General features: G+C 71.9%; 17 protein-coding genes, 1 rRNA gene and 1 pseudogene. 12 read left to right on the top strand and 7 right to left on the bottom strand.

The genetic code is table 11. From position 1 onward, the window contains the following. Positions 1 to 2: 2 nt before the first annotated feature. From rrf to JAO81_RS31110, 3 genes and pseudogenes are all read left to right on the top strand, one after another. A 5S ribosomal RNA gene (rrf, locus tag JAO81_RS31120) occupies positions 3 to 119 on the top strand. A gap of 86 nt (positions 120 to 205) precedes the next feature. Next, positions 206 to 1,102 (top strand): annotated as a pseudogene (locus tag JAO81_RS31115) (hypothetical protein); the annotation flags it as partial. Positions 1,103 to 1,114: 12 nt separating this feature from the next. Next, positions 1,115 to 2,104: a tetratricopeptide repeat protein gene (locus tag JAO81_RS31110; protein WP_307813898.1), complete on the top strand. Its 990-nt coding sequence runs from the start codon at positions 1,115 to 1,117 to the stop codon at positions 2,102 to 2,104. 68 nt (positions 2,105 to 2,172) lie between these two features. Here the strand turns inward: JAO81_RS31110 and JAO81_RS31105 are convergent, their stop codons facing one another. Further along, positions 2,173 to 3,447 (bottom strand): DUF1015 domain-containing protein, encoded by a 1,275-nt coding sequence (locus JAO81_RS31105; protein ID WP_199551293.1) that lies wholly within the window; start codon positions 3,445 to 3,447, stop codon positions 2,173 to 2,175. 74 nt (positions 3,448 to 3,521) lie between these two features. Here JAO81_RS31105 and JAO81_RS31100 point away from each other — a divergent pair, with 74 nt between their 5' ends. Then, complete coding sequence (locus JAO81_RS31100; protein ID WP_199551302.1) at positions 3,522 to 4,547, top strand: HAD hydrolase-like protein; 1,026 nt, start codon at positions 3,522 to 3,524, stop codon at positions 4,545 to 4,547. An 85-nt stretch (positions 4,548 to 4,632) separates the two neighbouring features. Here JAO81_RS31100 and JAO81_RS31095 read toward each other — a convergent pair whose 3' ends face one another. From JAO81_RS31095 to JAO81_RS31085, 3 genes are read right to left on the bottom strand one after another with little or no spacing between them, the layout of a single operon-like run. After that, positions 4,633 to 5,430 carry a siderophore-interacting protein gene (locus tag JAO81_RS31095; protein ID WP_199551292.1) on the bottom strand — a complete coding sequence of 266 codons (798 nt, stop codon included), beginning with the start codon at positions 5,428 to 5,430 and terminating at the stop codon, positions 4,633 to 4,635. Positions 5,431 to 5,462: 32 nt separating this feature from the next. Next, positions 5,463 to 6,509 (bottom strand): ABC transporter substrate-binding protein, encoded by a 1,047-nt coding sequence (locus JAO81_RS31090; RefSeq protein WP_199551291.1) that lies wholly within the window; start codon positions 6,507 to 6,509, stop codon positions 5,463 to 5,465. Next, entirely contained in the window at positions 6,509 to 7,558 is a 1,050-nt protein-coding gene (locus JAO81_RS31085; protein WP_199551290.1) for an ABC transporter substrate-binding protein, read from the bottom strand. Before JAO81_RS31085 ends, JAO81_RS31090 begins: the two co-directional genes overlap by 1 nt. 55 nt (positions 7,559 to 7,613) lie before the next feature. Between JAO81_RS31085 and JAO81_RS31080 the strand changes: the two genes are divergently transcribed. From JAO81_RS31080 to JAO81_RS31070, 3 genes are read left to right on the top strand one after another with little or no spacing between them, the layout of a single operon-like run. After that, positions 7,614 to 8,666, top strand: coding sequence for an iron ABC transporter permease (locus JAO81_RS31080; RefSeq protein WP_233416172.1), 1,053 nt, complete (start codon positions 7,614 to 7,616; stop codon positions 8,664 to 8,666). A 20-nt stretch (positions 8,667 to 8,686) separates the two neighbouring features. Then, positions 8,687 to 9,715 (top strand): FecCD family ABC transporter permease, encoded by a 1,029-nt coding sequence (locus JAO81_RS31075; protein WP_374194375.1) that lies wholly within the window; start codon positions 8,687 to 8,689, stop codon positions 9,713 to 9,715. A gap of 5 nt (positions 9,716 to 9,720) precedes the next feature. Then, positions 9,721 to 10,608: an ABC transporter ATP-binding protein gene (locus JAO81_RS31070; RefSeq protein ID WP_199551288.1), complete on the top strand. Its 888-nt coding sequence runs from the start codon at positions 9,721 to 9,723 to the stop codon at positions 10,606 to 10,608. A gap of 35 nt (positions 10,609 to 10,643) precedes the next feature. On the opposite strand, the gene JAO81_RS31065 is transcribed toward JAO81_RS31070, so the two are convergent. Next, complete coding sequence (locus JAO81_RS31065) at positions 10,644 to 10,991, bottom strand: SCP2 sterol-binding domain-containing protein (RefSeq protein ID WP_199551287.1); 348 nt, start codon at positions 10,989 to 10,991, stop codon at positions 10,644 to 10,646. A 142-nt stretch (positions 10,992 to 11,133) separates the two neighbouring features. On the opposite strand from JAO81_RS31065, the gene JAO81_RS31060 reads away from it, so the two are divergent. From JAO81_RS31060 to JAO81_RS31050, 3 genes are read left to right on the top strand one after another with little or no spacing between them, the layout of a single operon-like run. After that, positions 11,134 to 11,505, top strand: coding sequence for a hypothetical protein (locus JAO81_RS31060; RefSeq protein ID WP_199551286.1), 372 nt, complete (start codon positions 11,134 to 11,136; stop codon positions 11,503 to 11,505). A 7-nt stretch (positions 11,506 to 11,512) separates the two neighbouring features. Next, positions 11,513 to 12,328 (top strand): TlyA family RNA methyltransferase, encoded by an 816-nt coding sequence (locus tag JAO81_RS31055; RefSeq protein WP_199551285.1) that lies wholly within the window; start codon positions 11,513 to 11,515, stop codon positions 12,326 to 12,328. Beyond that, on the top strand, positions 12,325 to 13,245 hold the full coding sequence (locus JAO81_RS31050) for an NAD kinase (protein WP_199551284.1): 921 nt from the start codon (positions 12,325 to 12,327) through the stop codon (positions 13,243 to 13,245). The genes JAO81_RS31055 and JAO81_RS31050 overlap by 4 nt, the downstream gene beginning before the upstream one ends. 57 nt (positions 13,246 to 13,302) lie before the next feature. Here JAO81_RS31050 and JAO81_RS31045 read toward each other — a convergent pair whose 3' ends face one another. Next, positions 13,303 to 14,652 carry an FtsX-like permease family protein gene (locus tag JAO81_RS31045; protein ID WP_199551283.1) on the bottom strand — a complete coding sequence of 450 codons (1,350 nt, stop codon included), beginning with the start codon at positions 14,650 to 14,652 and terminating at the stop codon, positions 13,303 to 13,305. Positions 14,653 to 14,973: 321 nt separating this feature from the next. On the opposite strand from JAO81_RS31045, the gene recN reads away from it, so the two are divergent. Both recN and JAO81_RS31035 read left to right on the top strand, forming a co-directional pair. Beyond that, positions 14,974 to 16,707, top strand: coding sequence for a DNA repair protein RecN (gene recN, locus JAO81_RS31040; protein WP_199551300.1), 1,734 nt, complete (start codon positions 14,974 to 14,976; stop codon positions 16,705 to 16,707). 202 nt (positions 16,708 to 16,909) lie between these two features. After that, a complete protein-coding gene (locus tag JAO81_RS31035; protein ID WP_199551282.1) occupies positions 16,910 to 18,070 on the top strand; it encodes a glycosyltransferase family 4 protein in 1,161 nt (386 codons plus the stop codon). 136 nt (positions 18,071 to 18,206) lie between these two features. On the opposite strand, the gene JAO81_RS31030 is transcribed toward JAO81_RS31035, so the two are convergent. Beyond that, complete coding sequence (locus JAO81_RS31030) at positions 18,207 to 19,877, bottom strand: PucR family transcriptional regulator (protein ID WP_199551281.1); 1,671 nt, start codon at positions 19,875 to 19,877, stop codon at positions 18,207 to 18,209. Positions 19,878 to 19,882 lie beyond the last annotated feature (5 nt).

The raw sequence follows: 19,882 nt of genomic DNA, 5'->3' as shown, positions 1-19,882 counted from the left end.
GTTTCGGTGGTCATAGCGTGAGGGAAACGCCCGGTTACATTCCGAACCCGGAAGCTAAGCCTCACAGCGCCGATGGTACTGCAGGGGGGACCCTGTGGGAGAGTAGGACGCCGCCGAACAATTATTGGAGGACCCCTGGTCCCAGCGTTCACGCTGGGGACCAGGGGTCCTTTTCTTTTTCTGCCGAAGCGCGGCCGGTTGGCGGTTGCGCAAGAATGACTTGCGGTACCTAGGACAGGAGTCACCGATGTCGAGCAACTCTCCCGAGGATCGTCCGGAGCGCGAGCCGCGCCGCCGGGACGATGACCGGGGCGGATACCGCGGCGGCAGTGATGACCGCGGCCCGCGCAGGGACGACCGCGGTGGTTCCGGCCGGCGTGACGACCGCCCCAGCGGTCCCCGTAGGGACGATCGCGGGGGTGACCGAGGCGGTTTCCGTCGCGATGACCGTTCCGGCGGTCCGAGCAGGGACAACGATCGCGGTGGGTACCGCGGACGTGACGAGCGTCGTGATGACCGTCCTTCCTTCCGTCGTGACGATGACCGTGGTGGTCGTCCGTCCGGTGGCGGCTTCGAGCGCCGTGACGACCGCGGTGGCCGTCCTTCCGGTGGCGGCGGTTTCCGTCGTGATGACCGTGGTGGCCGGCCTGCGGGTGGTGGCTACGGGCCGCGTCGTGACGACGACCGTGGTGGATACCGCGGACGTGACGACCGCTCCGGCGGCCCGCGCCGTGACGACCGTGGTGGCCGTCCTTCCGGTGGCGGCTTCGAGCGCCGTGACGACCGAGGCGGCCGTCCCTCCGGCGGTGGCTTCGAGCGCCGTGACGACCGCGGTCCCCGTCGTGACGACCGTGGCGATGACCGCGGTGGGTTCCGCCGTGACGACCGTCGCGATGACCGCCGTGACGACCGCGGCGGCCGTCCCTCCGGTGGTGGCTACGCGCCCCGCCGTGACGACGACCGCGGTGGGTACCGCGGACGTGACGACCGTGGTGGCCGGCCTGCGGGTGGTGGCTACGGGCCGCGTCGTGACGACGACCGTGGCGGGTACCGCGGGCGTGACGACCGCGGTGGGTACCGGGGACGTGACGACCGGGAGCGCGACCGCGAGCCGATCCGGCGGCTGCCGATCCCTGAGGACGTCACCGGCTACGAGGTCGACCCGGACGTACGGCAGGAGCTGCAGAGTCTCCCCAAGGGCCTTGCGGACGATGTCGCCAAGAACCTGGTGATGGTCGCCAAGCTCATCGACGAGGACCCCGAGCAGGCCTACGCGTACTCGCGTGTCGCCCTGCGCCTCGCGTCCCGTGTCGCTGCCGTCCGGGAGGCCGCCGGCTTCGCCGCGTACGCGAACGAGAAGTACTCCGAGGCGCTCGCCGAGTTCCGTGCCGCGCGCCGGATGACCGGCTCGGCCGAGCTGTGGCCCGTCATGGCGGACTGCGAGCGCGGTCTCGGGCGGCCCGAGAAGGCGCTCGACATGGCCGGTGAGCCGGAGGTGCAGCGGCTCGACAAGGCCGGACAGGTCGAGATGCGGCTGGTCGCCGCCGGTGCACGGCGCGACATGGGCCAGCTCGACGCGGCCATCGTGACGCTGCAGAGCCCCGAGCTCGCCTCCAACTCCGTACAGCCGTGGACCGCGCGACTGCGTTACGCCTACGCCGATGCGCTGCTCGAGGCCGGGCGTGAGGACGAGGCGCGGGAGTGGTTCGCCAAGACCGTCGAGTCCGACAAGGAGCACACCACCAACGCCTCCGACCGGCTCGCCGAGCTGGACGGTGTGGAGTTCGTCGATGCCTTCGACGAGGACGAGGACGAGGACGAGGTCGGCGAGAACGAGCAGCTCGTCGCCGAGGCTCGCATCGACGAGTCCGACGAGTCCGACGAGTCCGACGCCGAGGACGTCGCGGAAGCCGAGAAGGCCGACGGTACCGAGTACTACGACCCCGATGACGAGGAGTACGAGGGCGACGACGACGCGGACGACGACGCGGACGACGACGTAGCCGCCAAGCCGGCGCTCGACCAGCCGCTCTTCGTGGCACCCGAGCAGGCCGAGGCGCAGGCCGCGGACGAGGGCGAGGAGCCCGAGGCCGGCAAGGCCTGAGGCGCCAGGGACAAGTGACGAAGGGGCGGGGACCGGAAGCGGTCACCGCCCCTTCGTCGTCTCCGGGCTCAGTGGGCGAGGCTGCGCAGCACCAGACCTGTGGCCGGCTTCGGGCCGAACGACGTCGACTTGCGCGGCATCGTCACGCCCTCGCGCGCCAGCTCCCGTACGACGTCCTCGTGGACGGGGTGCATGAGGACCGCCGTACCGCCGTCGCGTTCCGCTTTGGCGACCGTGGCCACCGTGTCGTGGATGTACGCGATGTGCGCCGGGTCGTCAGGGATGTTCCAGACGTGGTCCAGGAGCGTGGCGTGCAGGACCGTCGCGTCGAGCCGTCGCCAGGCATCGGGGCGGTCGGCCCGCACCGTGCGGGCCAGGAGCTCGGGGGAGGGGCGGTCGATCAGGTGGTACGTGCCGTCGCCGGTCAGCAGGAAGGCGTTGGACTCGGCCGAAGCGGACGCCAGGGCCTCCATCGCACGTGACAGCGGGCCGTCGACCTGGCGTACACGGAAGGATCCCTGTACCGCGGACAGGGCGTCGGCGAGCGGCAGCCGGTGCAGCAGGCGATGGATGGCCCGTACGCGCAGGGGATAGCGGGCGGTGTCCACCAGGAGCACCAGACCGTGGTCCCAGGGCGTGCCCCGCGGGTGTTCGGCGCGCAGGCGCAGATACGTGGCCCAGCGGTGGTGGCCGTCGGCGATCAGGGCCTGCCGGTGGCTCAAGTCGTTCTGGACCTCGGCAAGTTCGGCAGGGTCCGTGACCGACCACAGGCGGTGACTGAAGCCGTCCTCCGTGGTCGTGGAGAGCAGCGGGGGGCGTTGGGCCGCCCGCTCGATCACCGCGGTGGCGCCCACCCGGGTGCCTTCGCTGCGGTAAGTGAGCAGCAGCGGCTCGAAGTTGGCGGCCGCGGCGCGCATCAGGTCCGCGCGGTCGGCGACGACATCCGGCATCACGTCCTCGTGCGGCAGCACGACGCCCTCGGCCGCCTCGGAGAGCTCCAGTGCGCCGATGAGACCGCGCTGGAGCACATCACCGTTGCGCTGCTCGTAGACGTAGAACGCCGCCTCCGGGTCCGGGGCGAGGATGCCCTCGGCGAGCCAGCGCCGCAGGGTGTCGGCGGCCTGCTGGTGGCGGGCCGCGGGCGTTTCGGCCTGCGGGAGGATCAGCCGGACGATGTTGTGGGGGTCCGCCGATTCCAGGTGGGTCAGGCCGTCGGGCCGTACGACCACGTCGTACGGCGGCGAGGTGACCGCGGCCAGGCTGCCGACCCGCTCCGGGGCGTAGCGCAGGCCCCGAAACGGTGCGAGGTGCAGACCTTCGGCCCTCTGACCTGTGGTGTTCATTGAGGCATCGTAGTTGTGCCGGGGCAGTGCGAGATGATCGGGGCAGAGGCACCGATCGAGGAGCGATGACCACCATGCATGAGACCGTCAGGACCAGCCCGGCCGGCAGCGAGCGGGCGCTGAGCGCGGCTTACGACACGGCGCTGCTCGACCTCGACGGGGTGGTGTACGCGGGTGGTGCGGCGATCACGCACGCCGTCGATTCGCTGCTGACCGCGCGCGAGGGCGGTATGCGGCTCGCGTATGTCACCAACAACGCGCTGCGTCCGCCGCAGGTCGTGGCCGAGCACATCACGGAGCTCGGGGTGCCGACCGAGGCCTCCGAGGTGATCAACTCCGCGCAGGCCGTGGCCCGGCTGATCTCCGAGCAGCAGCCGGCCGGTGCGAAGGTCCTGGTCATCGGTGGTGAAGGGCTGCGGATCGCGCTGCGCGAGCGGGGGCTCGTACCGGTGGAGTCGGCGGACGACGACCCCGCGGCCGTGGTGCAGGGGTACGGCGGGCCCGAGCTGCAGTGGGGCCGTTTCGCGGAGGCCTGTTACGCGATCGCGCGGGGCGTGCCCTGGTACGCGTCCAACACCGACCTGACCATCCCGAGCGGACGGGGCATCGCGCCCGGCAACGGTGCGGCGGTGGAGGTCGTACGGATCGCCACGGGCGCCGAACCGCAGGTCGCGGGCAAGCCGTTGCCGCCGATGCACCGCGAGACGATTCTGCGCACGGGTGCCGAGCACCCGCTGGTGGTGGGCGACCGGCTCGACACGGACATCGAGGGTGCCTACAACGGGCAGGTGGATTCGCTGCTCGTCCTGACCGGAGTGACCGACGGCGCGCAGCTGCTCGCGGCGCGGCCCGAGCACCGGCCCACGTACGTCGACGCCGATCTGCGCGGCATGCTCACCGGGCAGCCCGAGGTCGTGGCCGAGGGCGACGGGTTCCGCTGCGGCGGCTGGACCGCGCGGGCGGGGGAGAGCCTCGAACTCGACGGTGAGGGCGAGCCGTTGGACGGCCTGCGGGCGCTGTGTGCTGCCGCGTGGACGCAGGCGGGCGCCGGGGTGTGCGAGCTGGACTCGGGGAAGGTGCTGGCGCGGCTGGGGCTGTGACGAGGTGAGGGGTGCGCCCGGCCCGGGTGCACCCCTCACGTTGGTTCAGGGGCGCGCCCGGCCCGGGCGCACCCCTCACGTTGGTTCAGGCGTCCTCGCCCGAGGTCAGGAGATCGTCCTCGGTGGCTCCCTGGCGCCAGTAGCCCGTGAACTTCACCTGCCGCTTGTCGAAGCCCCGCTCACCGACGAGATGGCGGCGCAGCGCCCGTACGGTGGCCGATTCGCCGGCGATCCAGGCGTACGGGGCGCCGGAGGGCAGATCCGCCGCGCGGACCGCGTCCACCACCCTCGACGTGAGCCACTCGATCTTCGCGTCCGCGACGGTGGCCAGCTCCTGGCGGTCGGCCGGATCGCGGACCTCCAGCCACACCCGTACGGGAAGACCGGACGGCAGCGATTCGAGGATGCCGGCGATGGCGGGCAGGGCCGACTCGTCGCCCGTGAGGAGCAGCCAGTCGGAGTCCTCGGGCGGGCGGAAGTCGTATGCGCCGTTCTCCTCGTCGACGGGGGCGAGGACCGAGACGCGGTCGCCCGGCTCCGCGTGATGGGCCCAGCGCGATGCCGGGGCCTCGGTGCCGTGCAGGGCGAAGTCGACGAGGAGTTCGTCCGGGGTCAGGGCACGCGTGGTGTACGTGCGCATGATGCCGCGGACCGCGGGGTCGAGCTCCCGCCAGGCGTTGTACCAGTTCTCGCCCTGTTCCGTCGGCACGATCGGGGCGTCCTGGCCCGGGTGCGGCAGGAACAGCTTGATGCGCTGGTCCCGCCCGGCCGATGCCATCCGCGCGACGTCCGGGCCGCCGAAAGCGACACGGATCATCGACGGGGTCAGATGTTCCTTGCGTACGACATGGGTGTCGAAGAACTGGTACGGGGCGTCGGACACGGGCGGACTCCTCCTGGCGATGGCGCCGGCCGTCAGGCCTTGAGCTTCTTCGCGTTCTCGATGGCCTCGGCGAGCGCTTCGAGGACCGGCGCGTAGCCGGCGTAGCTGTAGCGCTCCTCCATCGACCACGGGATGACCTGGTCGGCCTCGATGGCGGGCAGCCGGGTCCAGGTGGGCTTCTTGGCGAGTTCGGCGGCCGGGAGCGTCTGGCTGCGGTTGTCGAGGAGGATCAGGTCCGCGTGGTACTTCTCGGTGTTCTCCCAGCTGAACTTCTCCCAGAAGCCCCACTCGTCGACCTTCTTGCCCTCGACGATCTCGACGCCGAGGTCCTTGAAGTAGTTGAGGTCGCAGTAGGAGTCGGGGACGGCCACGTAGAACTGGTCCTTGTCGGCGGTGACCGCCATGACCTTGAGGCCCTTGTTCTGCTTCGCCGCCTCGCGCAGCCGTGCCTCGGCCTTGTCGAAGCGGGCCTTGGCGTCCTTGACGGCCTTGGCCTCCAGGTCGGCGCCGAGCGACTCGGCGAGGTCGGTGTAGCGCTTGAGCGGGTCGAGCAGCGTGCGGCGGGCGCCGTCGATGCCGACGGTCGGGGCGAGGGCCTCGATCTTCTTGGTGCTCTCCTCGGGGACGAACCAGAGGAGCGGCGCAGGGAACATGTTGCTGATCAGCAGGTCGGGCTCGAGCGCCGCGTACTTCTCGACGTTGAACTGGCCCCAGTCCTCACCGAGGCTCGTCACCTTGGATACGTCCATGGCGCCGGCCTGCGGGTTGGGCTTGCCGTCGACCGGCTTGCTGGGACCGAAGATGCCGACGCATTCGATGCCGTAGTCGTGCAGGGCCGCGGCCGTGGAGACAAAGGCGACGATCTTGTTCGGGGTGTGGCCGACCTTGGCGGTCTTGCCGCGGTCGTCCTTGAACGACCAGGGCTTGTCCTTGCCCTTGTCGGTGCTCGCGGCGGGCTTCTTGTCGTCGCCGCACGCGGTCAGGAAGGCACCGAGACCGAAGGCCGCGCCGGCGGAGAGCAGGCCGCGGCGGGAGAGGCCGCCCTTGTTGAGGTGCGAGGGGCGGTTCTTGGCAGACATCAGGCGACCTTCTTGGCGTCTTGAAGTGCGGTGGCAAGGGATTCGAGGAGCGGTGCGATACCGGCGTGGCTGAACTGCGGCTCGTTGTACCAAGCCACGGTCTGGCCGGCCTTGACCGCGGGGAGCTTCGCCCAGGTGGGCATGGACTTCTTCAGGTCCTCGGGCTGAAGATTTCCGGTGCGCTTGTCGACGAGGATCACGTCGGCGTCGTACTTGTCGGCGTTCTCCCAGCTCAGCTCGGAGAAGAAGCCGGCCTCGCCGACCCCGTCCGGGGTCACGAAGTCGACGCCGAGCTCGCGGTAGTAGCGCAGATCGGTGAAGTCGTCGGGGGTGCCGACGTAGAGCAGGTCCTTGGTCGCGGAGACCGCCATGACCTTGAGCTTCTTGGCCTTCGCGGTCCTGGCCGCCTGGCGTACGGACTCGGCCGCGGCCTCGAAGCGGGTCTTTGCGTCGGTGACCCTCTTGGCCTCGAGGTCCGCGCCGAGCGCGGCGGCGAGCTCGCCGAAGCGGTCGATGACGCCGGTCAGTGAGGTCTTGCCGGTGAGGACGCCGACGGAGGGGGCGAGGGCGGCGATCTTCTTGGCCGACTCCTCGGGGACGTACCAGAGCGTCGGCGACTCGTTCATCGTGGTGACGAGGAGGTCGGGCTCGAGGGCCGCGTACTTCTCGAGGCTGAACTCGCCCCAGGCGTTGCCGATGATCTCGACCTTGTCGACGTCGATCCGGCCCGCCTGGACATCGGGCTTGCCGTTCTCGAGCTTCGTGGGGCCGAACACACCCACGCACTCGACGCCGAAGTCGTACAGAGCGGAGGCCGCGCCGACATAGGCGACCACGTTCTTGGGGGTGCCGTCGGTCTTCACGGTTTTGCCGCGGTCGTCCTTGAACGACCAGCCGGCCTTCTTGTCCGGGGACTTGGCGTCGTTCGACTCGCCGCACGCGGCAAGGAGCGCGCCCAGGCCGAGGGCGCCGCCGGTGGCGAGCAGCCCGCGCCGGGATATCCGGGAGCGCCGACCGGATGGCGAAAGGGAAGGACGGGACGGCAACATTCCTCGTGCTCTCTCGTCGAAGGGAAGTGCGAGGGTAGGCTAACCTAACCGGGTGTTGGTCGACAGTCCCCCTCAGCCCCAGACACAGCCGCCACCAGCCGATACGGTGCCGGCCCGGCGCCAGGCGATGCGCGCGGCCGGTCTGCTGGTCTCCGTCGGTGTGCTGCTGCTCGTTGTCGTGGCGAGCATCGCGATAGGCGCCAAGCAGATACCCGTCGGCGACGTCTGGCACGGCCTGTTCGGTAACACGGGCACCGACAACGACGTCGTCATCCGCGACCTCCGCCTGCCCCGCACCCTGCTCGGACTGCTCGCGGGCGCGGCCCTGGGCCTGGCCGGCGCCGTGATGCAGGCGCTCACACGCAACCCGCTCGCCGACCCCGGACTGCTCGGCATCAACGCCGGAGCCTCCGCCGCCGTCGTCTCGGCGATCAGCTTCTTCGGGGTCACCTCGCTGACCGGCTACGTCTGGTTCGCCTTCGCCGGCGCCGCCGCCGTCATGGTCCTCGTGTACGCGCTCGGCGGGGCCCGCGCCGCCACCCCGGTACGGCTGGCGCTCGCCGGTACGGCCGCGACCGCCGCGCTCTACGGCTACATCAACGCCGTACAGATCATGGACACCGCGGCCCTCGACAAGATGCGCTTCTGGACGGTCGGTTCGCTGGCCTCCGCCTCGATGTCCACGGTCGGGCAGGTGCTGCCGTTCATCGGCGTCGGCATCGTCCTCGCGCTCGTGGTCGCCCGCCCGCTCAACGCGATGGGCATGGGCGACGACACCGCCCGCGCCCTCGGCGCCCACGTCAACCGCACGCGCGCGGTCGCGATGCTCGCCGTGACCCTCCTGTGCGGTGCGGCCACCGCGGCCTGCGGGCCCATCGTCTTCGTCGGCCTGATGGTGCCGCACATCGTGCGCAGCTTCACCGGCCCCGACCAGCGCTGGATCCTGCCGTACGCCACGGTCCTCTCGCCGGTGCTGCTGCTCGGTGCCGACGTCATCGGCCGGGTGGTCACGCGCCCGGCCGAACTGCAGGTCGGCATCGTGACGGCGCTCATCGGCGGCCCGCTCTTCATCTTTCTCGTACGACGCCGGAGGATGGCGCAGCTGTGAAGGCCCCCTCGAAAACCTCTGTGCGTGCGGTACGGACCGCGGGCGGCCTCTCCGTCCGGTTCGAGCTGCGGCCGCTGCTCACGGTCGGGGCGCTGCTCGTCGTCGCGTTCGCGGCCAGTGTGGTGCTGATCGGTACCGGCGACTTCCAGATCCCCGTACCGGACGTGCTCAACACCCTGTTGGGCAACGGCAGCGTCGCGCACGAGTTCATCATCAACGACCTGCGGCTGCCGCGCGTCGTCGTCGGCCTCCTGGTCGGCGCCGCGCTGGGTCTGTCCGGTGCGCTGTTCCAGTCGGTGACGCGCAACCCGCTCGGCAGCCCCGACATCATCGGCTTCGGCCAGGGCTCCACCGTGGGCGCGCTCGTCGTGATCGTGCTGTTCCAGGGCAGTGCCGAGGCCGTAGCGCTCGGCTCGCTGGCCGGCGGCCTGGTCACCGGCGCGCTGATCTATCTGCTCGCCTGGAAGCGCGGCATCCACGGCTACCGGCTCGTCCTCGTCGGTATCGGTGCCGCGGCCGTGCTCACCGCCATGAACGGCTATCTGCTCACCAAGGCCCAGATCGTGGACGCGGCCCGCGCCGTCGTGTGGATCACCGGCTCGCTGAACGGGCGCGGCTGGGAGCAGGTCGGGCCGCTGTTCTGGTTCTGCGTGATCCTCATGCCGCTCGTGCTCCTGTACGCACGTCCGCTGCGCATGCTCGAAATGGGCGACGACGTGGCGTACGCCCTGGGTGTACGGGCGGAACGCACGCGGCTCGTCCTGATGACGGCGGCCGTGCTCCTGACCGCGGCGGCCACCGCGGCGGCGGGCCCCGTGGCCTTCGTCTCGCTCACCGCACCGCAGCTCGCACGGCGGCTGACCCGCTCACCGGGCCCCAACCTCCTTGCCTCGATGGTCATGGGCGCCACGCTCCTGATCGCCGCGGATCTGGGGGCGCAGCGGGTGTTCGGCGCCGACCAGCTGCCGGTCGGTGTGGTGACCGGGGTGCTCGGCGGCGGATATCTGCTCTGGCTGCTCGCCTCGGAGCGGAAGGCGGGGCGGATTTGAGCCACGTGAAGCACCAGACGACCGCTGCGAAGAACTCATCGAACCAGGAGCGTGCTCCCTTGAACCGCCTGTCCGCGGACAACGTCACCCTCGGCTACGACCAGCGCGTCATCGCCGAACAGCTGTCGGTCGAGATACCCGACCACTCCTTCACGGTGATCGTCGGCCCCAACGCCTGCGGAAAGTCCACGCTGCTTCGCGCCCTGTCGCGGATGCTGAAGCCGTCCGAGGGCCGGGTGCTGCTCGACGGGCAGACCATCCACTCGATGCCGGCCAAGAAGGTCGCCCGTACGCTCGGCCTGCTCCCGCAGTCCTCGATCGCACCCGACGGCATCACGGTCGCCGACCTGGTGGGCCGCGGCCGCTACCCGCACCAGGGGCTGCTTCGGCAGTGGTCGTCCGAGGACGAGCGGGTCGTCCAGGAGTCGATGGCCTCGACCGGTGTCGCCGAGCTGGCCGATCGCTATGTCGACGAACTCTCCGGCGGTCAGCGCCAGCGCGTCTGGATCGCCATGGCCCTCGCCCAGCAGACGCCGCTGCTGCTGCTCGACGAGCCCACCACGTTCCTCGACATCCAGCACCAGATCGATGTCCTGGATCTCTGCGCCGATCTGCACGAGGAGCAGGGCCGCACGCTGGTGGCCGTGCTGCACGACCTCAACCACGCCGCCCGCTACGCGACCCACCTGATCGCCATGCGCGAGGGCCAGGTGATCGCCGAGGGCGCGCCGGCCGAGATCGTGACGGCCGACCTCGTGGAGGAGGTCTTCGGGCTGCCCTGCCAGATCATCGACGACCCCGAGACGGGTACGCCGCTGGTGGTGCCGGCGTCGCGCAAGGGGCGGGTGCGCAAGGCGGACACGGTTCCTGAGGTGGCGGACTCCGTACGGTGACGGGGCCCGGGTCTCGTATCGCTTATCGCTTATCGCTAAAGCATCTTGCGCAACTGGAGCAGGTCCCTGAAGCCCGCCTCCAGCTTGACCCGGCCCGAGGCCCAGGCCTTCGCGAAGTTGAGCTCGCCGTTCACCATCGCGACCAGGTCGTCACCGGTCATCGCCAGGCGGATCTGCGCCTTCTCGCGCGGAGGCCCCGGCTGGGTGTCGCGCACCTCGATCCGGCCGTCCTCGAGGCGGCCGGTGAAGGTGATGTCCAGGTCCTTGATGTGGCAGCTGACCGAACGGTCGAGTGCGGCCGCACTGCGGACCTCGCCGTCGGCCGAGGCCAGATTGTCGCTGAGTTTGACGAGCGCATCACGGCACTCTTCGATCGTCGCCATCGTGATCGACGGTACCGCAGACCGGCTCCGAGCCATCCGCAGACCGGGTCCGAGCCATCCGCAGACCGGGTCCGAGCCATCCGCAGTCCGGCTCCGGGCCCTTCGCGGTCCAGGTCCGAGCCCTTCGCGGTAGCGTCATGGCATGAGCTACCCGATGCCGGGGCCCGAGCGTGAGGTCCCCTCGGACGACGAACAGGTCCCTTCCGGGGAGTCCGCGCCCCAGGCGCAGGCCCCCACCCCCGACGAACCCGGCCCGCTCGGCGTGCCGCGCGCCGCCACCGGCCACGGTGAGGTGGACGCCCAGCTGGAGCGCCTGGCCGATGTGGACCACCTCGCCACCGACGGACATATCGAGGTGTACGAGGATGTGCACGCGGGGCTGCGCGAGGCGCTGACCGCGCTCGACGCCCGGCAGGGCCCGCCCGCACCGGGCGCCCACCAGGGGCGGCCCGCACCGGGCCCGGGGCCCTTGCCCGGCGGCGCCCCGGCACGACCGTACGACCACAGGAGCTGAACCGAACGTGGCAGGAGTGGCACGCCGCCGCCTCGACGCCGAACTCGTCCGCCGCAAACTGGCCCGCTCGCGCGAGCACGCCAGCCAGCTGATCGCCGCCGGCCGCGTCACCGTCGGCCGCAATGTCGCGACGAAGCCCGCCACCCAGGTGGAGACCGCGGCCGCGATCGTGGTCGCCGCCGACGACGGCGATCCCGAGTACGTCTCGCGCGGCGGGCACAAACTCGCGGGCGCCTTCGAGGCGTTCGTACCGCAGGGGCTGGTGGTCAAGGGCCGCCGGGCCCTCGACGCCGGCGCGTCCACGGGCGGCTTCACGGATGTGCTGCTTCGTGCGGGCGCGTCCCATGTGGTCGCGGTCGACGTCGGCTACGGGCAGCTCGCCTGGTCGCTGCAGAGCGACGAGCGCGTCACCGTCAAGGACCGTACGAACGTAAGGGAGTTGACGGTCGAGGCCATCGACGGCGAGCCCGTCGACCTGGTCGTCGGCGACCTCTCCTTCATCCCGCTCGGCCTGGTGCTGCCCGCCCTCGTGCGCTGTGCGGCGGCCGGCGCCGACCTGGTCCTGATGGTCAAGCCGCAGTTCGAGGTCGGCAAGGAGCGCCTCGGCAGCGGCGGAGTCGTCCGCAGCCCCGAGCTGCGCGCCGAGGCGGTACGCACGGTGGCCGGGCAGGCCTGGCAACTCGGGTACGGCGTACAGGGCGTGACGGCGAGCCCGCTGCCCGGACCGTCCGGAAACGTCGAGTACTTTCTGTGGCTCAAGGCCGGTGCACCCGAACTGGACCCGGCCGATGTGGAGCGAGCGGTGGCGGAGGGACCGAGTTGACGAGTCAATCGGACAAGGCGGCGGCGGAGCGTACGGTCTTCCTGCTGGCGCACACCGGACGCCCGGCCGCGATCCGCAGCGCCGAACTCGTCGTCCAGGGGCTGCTGCGCAGCGGTCTCGGGGTACGGGTGCTCGCGCACGAGGCTGCCGATCTGCCGTTGCCGCCCTCGGTCGAACTGATCCCGGAGGCCACGCCCGAGGCGCTCGACGGCTGTGAGCTGCTCATCGTGCTCGGCGGCGACGGAACGCTGCTGCGCGGCGCCGAGTTCGCGCGCGCCTCCGGGGTGCCGATGCTCGGGGTGAACCTCGGTCGCGTCGGCTTTCTCGCCGAGGCCGAGCGGGACGACCTGGACAAGGTCGTCGACCGTGTGGTCACCCGTGCGTACGAGGTCGAGGAGCGGATGACGCTCGACGTCCGCGTCCGCAACAACGGCACCGTGGTGCACGCGGACTGGGCGCTGAACGAGGCCGCCGTGCAGAAGGTGTCCCCGGAGCGGATGCTCGAGGTCGTCCTGGAGATCGACGGGCGGCCGGTCAGCGGCTTCGGCTGCGACGGCATCGTCTGCGCGACACCGACCGGTTCGACGGCGTACGCGTTCTCGGCGGGCGGCCCGGTCGTCTGGCCCGAGGTCGAGGCGCTCCTGATGGTGCCGATCAGCGCGCATGCCCTGTTCGCCAAGCCGCTGGTGACGTCGCCGAATTCGGTCCTCGCGGTCGAGGTGCAGCCGCACACGCCGCATGGCGTGCTCTGGTGCGACGGCCGCCGGACCATCGAACTGCCCGCCGGCGCGCGGGTGGAGGTACGCCGGGGTGAGGTGCCGGTACGCCTCGCCCGGCTCCACCACGCCTCGTTCACGGACCGCCTCGTCGCCAAGTTCGCGCTGCCGGTATCGGGGTGGCGGGGAGCACCGCACTGACGGTCCGTTCCCTGCGGCCGGCCGCTCACCACGGCCGGCCGCGCGGACCGGTTCGTCTCAGGCCGACTTCACCACGGTGATCGCGCTTCGGCGCAGCGCCGCCCGTACCGGGACCGCGGTGGCTCCGGCGGTCAGGAGCAGGGTGGCGCCCGTCACCCCGGCGAGGAACGTCCAGGGGAGATACGGCAGGGGCGAGCCGAACGCCGTGGACAGCACCGGTGCCAGAGTGACCAGTGCGGTCAGCCCGCCGAGCACCAGCGCGGTCAGCGTCACCACCACGCCCTCCCACAGAGCCATCACCCCGATCTGCGCGCGCTGGGTGCCCACGACTCTGAGGAGTGCCAGGTCGCGGCGGCGCTCGAACGAGATCATGGCGAGGGTGTTCGCCGCGGCGATGGCGGCGAAACCCGCGTACAGCGAGGTGCCGATGTAGTCCAGCCAGACCTCACTGCTGCGGCCGGGGGAACCGGTGTGGTGCCGGGCCGTCGTATGCATCGCGATCTTGGTGAGGCCGAAGCCGACCACGAGCACGAGCGGGACCACCGCGGCCGCGAACCGGCGGGGCTGCGAGCGGACGTTGAGCATCGCGAGGCGGGCCGAAGGACCGCACCGGCCGATGAGCGCGGAGACGAGCCAGGCCGCGGGCCCGATGATGCGCGGTCCGAGCAGTCCCATCCCCACGCAGAACAGCAGCAGGACGAGGAACGCCCCCTGTCCCGCCTCCTCGGCGGGCTGGCCGGCCAGGAGTACCGAGAGCGCACCGCCGCCGGCCAGCGCCAGCAGACCGAGCGGTGCGCGCAGCACTCCGAGACCGCGGCGGCCCGCCTCGGCCTCCGCGAGGGCGCGCGCGGGGCGGAGCAGAGAGAAGCGGAGCGAACACAGGACCCCGGCCAGAGCGGAGGTCACCACCGCGACGGCCAGGCAGACCGGCAGGGCGATCCAACTGGTGGCGAACGGCACCCCGTCCGGCACCAGGCCGTGCGTCACCATCGTGTCGAACCACAGGCGCCCGAGCAGCCCGCCGAGCCCGAAGCCCGCGAGAGCGGCCGGCAGGGCGGCGGCCAGTGCCTGAGCCGCCACCGCACGGCGTATCTGCCGCGGCTTGGCGCCCACCGCCCGGACGAGCGCCAGCTCGCGGTGCTGCTGCGCGACGGCCGTACCCATGGTCGAGGCGACCACGAAGATCGACATATAGATCGAGCCGATCAGCATCACCACGGCCATGTCGCCCACACCGTTCGCCGTCAGGGCGTGCCGGGCGGACGGGGACAGGGCGTCGCTGCCCGTGGCGACGAGCATCGACGTCGCCGCGCTCACCACGCACGCGGCGAAGAGCGCCGCCACGGCCGTGCCGACGAAGGCGGGTCGATGGGCACGGAGTGCGGCCGCTGCCAGTCCTGTTCGCATGATCACCAGGTTCGCGCGGGGGAGAGGCACGGGGAATGGGGCGATCCGCAGAGTCCGGCTGTGGTGGGCCACAGGGGAATGCGGGGGTTTTCCTCAGGTGACGTCCTTGCCCGCGAAAGGTGGCGCCTTTGCCCGCGAACCACGCGCAATGGCCGCCACCGCACCACGCGCAATGGCCGCCGCCGCCCCCTTCGCCCGCCACTCCCGCGGGTGATACGTCCGTCCCGTCCGCCTCCGCCAACTGCTGCTTCGCCCCCGCAAGCCGGGGCCCGTCGCACATCGGGGCTCGGACCTCGTAAGGTCGTGTCCGTGTTGGAGGAGATGCGGATACGGTCGCTCGGAGTCATCGACGACGCGGTGGTCGAGCTGTCGCCCGGATTCACCGCGGTCACGGGTGAGACCGGAGCGGGCAAGACCATGGTCGTCACCAGCCTTGGGCTGCTGCTCGGCGGTCGCGCCGACGCCGCCCTCGTACGGATCGGTGCCAAGTCCGCCGTCGTGGAGGGCCGCATCAGGGTGCCGGCCGATGCCACGGCCGTGGTGCGCGCCGAGGAGGCCGGGGCCGAACTGGACGACGGGGCGCTGCTGATCAGCCGTACCGTTTCCGCCGAGGGCCGCTCACGCGCCCATCTCGGCGGCCGCAGCGTGCCCGTGGGCCTGCTCGGGGAGCTGGCCGAGGACCTCGTCGCCGTGCACGGCCAGACCGACCAGCAAGGGCTGCTCAAGCCGGCCCGGCAGCGGCAGGCCCTCGACCGGTACGCCGGGGACGCGGTCGCTGTTCCGCTCGCCAAATACGTGGCGTCGTACAAGAGATTCCGTGCCGTGAGCCAGGAGCTCGACGAGATCACCACGCGGGCGCGCGAGCGAGCCCAGGAAGCCGATCTGCTGCGCTTCGGCCTCGAGGAGATCGCCGCTGTCGAGCCGCGGGCCGGCGAGGACGTGGAACTGGCCGCCGAGGCCGAGCGGCTCGGGCACGCCGAGGCGCTGGCATCCGCCGCGACCACCGCGCACGGCGCCCTGGCCGGCAACCCCGAGGACCCCGAGGGTGTCGACGCCGGTCTCCTCGTCGGCGGCGCCCAGCGCGCGCTCGACGCCGTACGGTCCCATGACCCCGCACTCGCCGGTCTTGCCGAGCGCCTCGGCGAGATCGGGACCCTGCGGCCGGACGTGGCCGGGGAGCTGGCCGGTTCCGCCGACGCCCCCGACGCCGACCCGCTGCGGCTCGCCGCCGTCGAGGAGCGCCGGGCGGCGCTCACCCAGCTGACGCGCAAGTACGGCAGGGACGACAGCGCCGGGGATGTCGACGCCGTGCTCGCCTGGGCCGAGAACAGTGCCGCGCGGCTCACTGAACTCGACAGCGACGACGACCGGATCGGTGAGCTGACCGCCGAGCGCGACGCGCTGCGCGGTGAACTGGCCGGGCTCGCCCAGGCGTTGACCGACGCGCGCGCCGAGGCCGCCGAACGCTTCGCCGCCGCCGTCACCGCCGAACTCGCCTCGCTCGCGATGCCGCACGCCCGCGTCACCATCGCCATCGGCCAGACCGAGGACCCGTCCGGCATCGAGGTCGGCGGCCGCACGGTCGCGTACACCTCGACCGGTGTCGACGAGGTCGAGCTGCTGCTCGCCCCGCACCCGGGCGCACCGCCGCGGCCCATTGCCAAGGGCGCGTCCGGCGGTGAGCTCTCGCGCGTGATGCTGGCGGTCGAGGTCGTCTTCGCCGGATCCGACCCCGTACCCACGTATCTCTTCGACGAGGTGGACGCGGGCGTCGGCGGCAAGGCGGCCGTCGAGGTCGGGCGCCGGCTCGCGCGCCTTGCCCGTTCCGCGCAGGTCGTGGTCGTCACGCACCTTCCCCAGGTCGCGGCGTTCGCCGACCGGCAGCTGCTGGTCGAGAAGACCAACGACGGCTCGGTGACACGTTCGGGTGTCAAGGTGCTCGAAGGCGAGGACCGGATCAGGGAGTTGTCGCGGATGCTCGCCGGTCAGGAGGACTCCGAGACCGCCCGAGCGCACGCGGAGGAGCTGCTCGCGGCGGCGCGCGTCGAGGGCTGACGTCCGCCGCGGCACTCGCCCATGTGGGTGGTCCGCACCCACTCCTTGCCGCAGGCGCCACAGGTCGTGCCGTCCGGCGGTGCCGGAACGTGCGTACGGACTGGCATCCTTGGCGGAGCACTTCGCGGCCCGTGCCCGTCCGGCCCGCATCCCGCCGGCCCAACTGCCGGACCGTCCACGCCGATTCAGGAGCACAAGGCGAGTGAGCCACCTGAGCAGCCAGCCGTCGCAGGGCAGGACCCCGCTGCGTACCGTGCAAGTGCTCGGTGGCGGCAGTGCGGGAAGCTCCGTGCACGTCAGGTCGCTCACCGGGGGACTCGTCGCCCGCGGTGTACGGGTCACGGTGTGCGCACCGGCCGAGCTGGACGAACGGTACGGATTCAGCGCGGCGGGCGCGCGGTTCGTGCCCGTGCCGCGGCGTGCCGACCCGGTCTCGGTGGCCGCGCTGCGGGCCGCCTGCGCCGAGGCCGATCTGGTCCACGCCCATGGGCTGCACGCGGCCGTACGGTCCTCGCTCGCGCGCACAAAGCCCGGCAAGCCCGGCACCGCCCGGCATACGCCCTTGGTCGTGACCTGGCATACGCGGGCCTACGCGGAAGGCGCGCGTGCCCATCTGCTGCGGATGGTCGAGCGGCGGGTGGCCAAGGCGTCGGCCGTCGTGCTCGGCACCTCGTCCGATCTGGTCGACCGGGCGCGCAGCCGGGGCGCGCGCGACGCGCGGCTCGCGCCGATCGCGTTCCCCGCGCCGCGCCGGCCGGCGGCGCCCGGGCATGACGATCCGGACCGGCTCAAGCACCAGGCGCGGGCCGAACTGGGCGCTGTGGACCGCCCGTTGCTGCTCGCGGTGGGCTCCCTGGAGCCGCACCGGGGGTACGGGACCCTGCTCGACGCTTCCCGGAGCTGGCTGCGTCTCGATCCGGTGCCGCTGCTCGTCGTGGCGGGCGAAGGGCCCGAACGCGGCGCGCTGCAGCGGCGGATCGACACGGAAGGGCTTCCCGTACGGCTGGTCGGCCGCCGTGAGGACGTACCCGAACTGCTCACCGCCGCCGATGTGGCCCTGCTGCCCAGCCGCTGGGAGTCGCGTTCCGTGCTCGCCCACGAGGCCCTGCACGCGGGCGTACCGCTGGTCGCGACGGCCGTCGGGGGAGTGCCGGAACTGGTGGGCGATGCCGCCGAACTCGTCCCGTACGGCGACGCACGGGCGCTGGCCACCGCGGTCGAAGGACTGCTCGCACAGCCCGGCCGCCGGGCGTGGCTGCGGGCGGAAGGGCTCGCGCAGGCGGCGAGGTGGCCGACGGAGGACGAGACGGTGGCGCAGATCCTCAGCGTGTACGACGAGTTGACCCAGCCCTTGGGGCGGTGAGCCGCTCACACGGTGCCGCGGTGGGCGCCCACGCAGGCCTTACACGCCGGCGGGCCGTGCTTCACCAGCCCTGTGCCTGCGATGGCTTCCTCAGACGCCGGCCGGCTGTGTTTCACCAGCGCCCGCGACAGCCTCCTCAGACACCTGACGGGCCGTGCTTCACCAGCCTCCGCGCCCGCAGCGCCAGACTGAGCGCGAGAACTGTCTGGGGATCATCCAGATCCGTCCCCAGCAACTCGGCGATCCGGGCCAGCCGGTTGTACAGCGTCTGCCGGTTCAGATGCAGCTCGCGCGCCGTCTCCGCCTTGCGCCCCGCATGCGTCAGATACGTCTCGAGCGTCGGCAGCAGCGGCGCCTTCGAGCGGGCGTCGTGCTCCTGCAACGGCCCGATCGCCCGCTCCACGAACGCGGCGAGATCCGGATGCTCGCGCAGCCGCCAGAGCAGCAGTTCCGTGTCGAGCCGACGCGCGTCGTACCAGGGCCGGTCGGACAGTCCCTGCGCCGCCGTCGCCGTTTCGGCCGCGTGCCGCAGACCCGCCGACGCCGCCACCCAGCCGCCGGCGACACCGACGACGACCACCGGCGCACGGCCCGCCGCGTGCATCCCCGCACGCTCGACGCCGGCCCGCAGCGCTGCGGCCACCCGGTCGGCCACCGCCGTGCGCTCGGACTCCGAACGCAGCCCGAGCAGCAGCGGAACCCGGCCCTCCACCGGACGCACGCCCACCAGTACCGGCACCCCCACCGCCGCCAGCTCCTCCGAGACCGCACGGGCCAGCACCGCCCAGCCGCCTCCCGGCGCGAAGGTGACCGTGTCGTCCGGCAGCCGCATCACCACCGGAAGCAGCGGTCCTTCGCCCGGCTTGAACCCGAGGACCCGGGCCTGCCCGGGCGCGTCATCGGCCGCGATACGGCCTTCGGCGAGATCGGTCAGGAAGTCACCGCGACCCCGGGCCGCGAGCTCCTCCTCCTGGCGCGCCTGCATCAGCACGACCGCCAGGATCCCGGCCGCCCGCTCGGCCGCGATCCGGTGCACCGGCAGCAGGGGCGCGCTCACCGCGAGGAGCGCGATACGGGCCCGTACGGCACCGGAAGCACTCCCTCCGGAAGCCCCGCCGGACCCGGGCACGTCCACGAGCACCGCGTTCGCCGGCGGCTCCGACTCCCGCGACCGCCCCCGGAGCCCCTCCCAGACCTGCAGCGGATCCACCCCGGCGGCGCCCGGCCCGGCCGCGTACAGAAGCTGCCCGTCGGCCGTCTCCAGGAACACCGGGTTGGCCGTGAACTCCGCCAGGATCGACAGGACCTGCGGCACACCGCCCCCGCCGAGCAGCGCCTGCGTACAGCGCCGGTGCACCTCCTCGGCCTGCTGGAGCAGTGCGTAGTGCCCGTTGACGATCTCCGTGTGCACCTCTTCGGTGACCGTCACGAACGGCACCTCGCGATGCAGCTGTACGAGGGGGAGTCCCGCCGAGCGCGCGGTCTCCACGATCGCCGCGGGCAACCGGGCGAACCGCGGGCCCAGTTCCACCACCAGGGCCGCGATCTGCCGCTCGGCCAGCTTGCGTACGAAGGCGCGCTGTTCGGCCGGGCGTGTGCCGAGGCCGAGCCCGGTGGTCAGGAGCAGTTCGCCGCCCTTGAGCAGCGAGGCGATATTGGGCACCTCGCCCGCGTGCACCCAGCGCACCGTGCGCTGCAGCCGCTCCGCGCCGACGACGACCTCGGGCAGCCCGCTGCGCAGCCCGGGCAGTTCGAGCGCCCGCTGGACCGTGATCCCGCCGCCGTTGGGGACCCCCTGGATGTTCATATTCC

Source organism: Streptomyces sp. N35 (assembly GCF_016464295.1).
Taxonomy (GTDB): Bacteria; Actinomycetota; Actinomycetes; order Streptomycetales; family Streptomycetaceae; genus Streptomyces.
The sequence above is the reverse complement of the archived record's forward strand: the minus strand, read 5'-3'. Positions and strand labels throughout refer to the sequence as shown.